This window comes from Pseudomonas sp. FW300-N1A1, from assembly GCF_058789115.1.
In genome coordinates this window covers 1-1,770 of the sequence record NZ_JBYTBK010000043.1, presented here as the reverse complement: position 1 = coordinate 1,770, position 1,770 = coordinate 1, and the positions used below count along the sequence as shown (strand labels likewise).

Annotated in this window: 2 protein-coding genes; one reads left to right on the top strand and one right to left on the bottom strand. The window is 61.4% G+C overall.

Annotation, left to right across the window (positions count from 1 at the left end; translation table 11 throughout):
* Positions 1-60: 60 nt before the first annotated feature.
* On the top strand, positions 61-1,020 hold the full coding sequence (locus tag AC3WQN_RS21985; protein WP_103401322.1) for an alpha/beta hydrolase: 960 nt from the start codon (positions 61-63) through the stop codon (positions 1,018-1,020).
* Between the two features lie 30 nt (positions 1,021-1,050).
* Here AC3WQN_RS21985 and AC3WQN_RS21980 read toward each other — a convergent pair whose 3' ends face one another.
* Positions 1,051-1,428, bottom strand: a complete 378-nt coding sequence (locus tag AC3WQN_RS21980) for a hypothetical protein (protein WP_103401321.1) — start codon at positions 1,426-1,428, stop codon at positions 1,051-1,053.
* Positions 1,429-1,770: the final 342 nt, after the last annotated feature.

Sequence of the window (1,770 nt, the reverse complement as noted above, 5' to 3'; positions counted from 1 at the left end):
ATCTGAACCCATCTGTGAAACCGGCCGGGCCCTGGGGCCGACCGGTTGGAGGTTTTTGTGATGTCGTTGAACCCTGATATTGCGGCGTTTCTGGAGCTGGTCGGCAACGGCCGGGCCAGTGGCAAACGCCTACCGATGCATGCCCTGACACCCGAGCAGGCCCGTGAGCAGTTCGATCAGTCGTCCTTGATGATGGAGGCGGGAGCAGAGGACCTGGAGCTGGTTGACGAGTTGCAGGTTCCAACCCGTGACGGCGCCCGGCTCGACGCGCGGATCTACAGCAACCATGCCCTGGCCGAAGGTGCGGGGCGTGCGGCGTTGTTGTATTTCCACGGCGGTGGCTATGTGGTCGGCAGTCTCGACTCCCATGATTCGGTGTGCCGGGCCCTGGCGGCCATGGCCGATTGCGTGGTGCTGTCGGTGGCCTATCGGCTGGCGCCGGAGTTTCGCTTTCCGACCGCCGCCGACGATGCGCAGGATGCGTGGCACTGGCTGGTGGCCAACGCCCCCCGCCTGGGCATTGATCCACGGCGGCTGGCGGTGGGCGGTGACAGTGTCGGCGGCAGCCTGGCCACGGTGCTGGCCGCGCAACCCCTGGCCACCGAGGTGCAGCCGTTGCTGCAGGTATTGATCTACCCGGTGACCGATGCCAGCCAGGGCAGCGCCTCCATCGAGCGCTATGGCGTTGGCCACTTGCTGGAAAAGGACTCGCTGGCCTGGTTCTACACACATTACCAGCGGGACGCGGATGATCGTCTGGACCCACGTTTTTCGCCGTTACTGGGCAAGGTCGGGGCGAACGTGCCGCCGGTGTTGCTGATCCTCGCCGAATGCGACCCGCTGCACGATGAGGGCGTGGCTTATGCACGGCATTTGCAGGCGGCAGGCGTGGCGGTGGAGCTCAAGGTCTACCCGGGCATGACTCACGACTTCCTGCGCATGGGCGCGATCATCGATGAGGCCGAACAGGCACAGCAGCACATTGCCGAGCGACTGGTACAGGTGTTTGCAGCGGGATAAACCGCAGGCCTGAACTCTTGGGGATCAGAGTCAACCGACGATCTTGCCAATGCACCACAGCAAGAACATGGAGGCGAGTAGTCCGATTCCAGTCCACTGCAGGACTGCTAACTTGCGCTTGAGGGGGACGGGAAATCTTGCCAGATCGTCGATACTGACACCGCCATGTTTGAGATAGACGCCAGGGAAAGTGACGATGCCGGAGATGCCACCCACCAGCAGCAGTTTGCCCAAGGCTCCTCCATGTCGGAGTGGCGCGCGAGCCATGATGGTGGTGCAGTTTTTAAGGTGCTCCAGCATCTCGTCCATGCGGGTGTACGCCAGATGTAAAGCGACCCCAATCCATACGAATGTGAACACCATCACAATCCCCCCCATGCAACCAAATACGATCTCCGGGATGTTCATTTAAGGTACTCATAAATCAAATCACCCATCGTTTCACCCAAAGCGCCAGTAGCTGCGCCTGCTGCCAATGACCCGGCACCTACCACTACAAGTCCACATGCCAGCGTTCCAACTCCACCTGTAGGTACACCCAGCCCGAGGCAAATAGCGCCTGCGGTTGACCCTGTCAGGAAATAGCCGGCTGCAGCTCCGCCTGCTACCCCCATCGCAAAACCCCCTCCCTCAGTGAATTTGATTCGCTTGCAGGCCTCGGTATTGCCGGCGGTGCTGTTCAGTTAAGAAAGGCTTGAAGCGGGTGAGAGACCCGTGGCGAGCGAGCTTGCTCGCGCTGGTGCGCGAAGC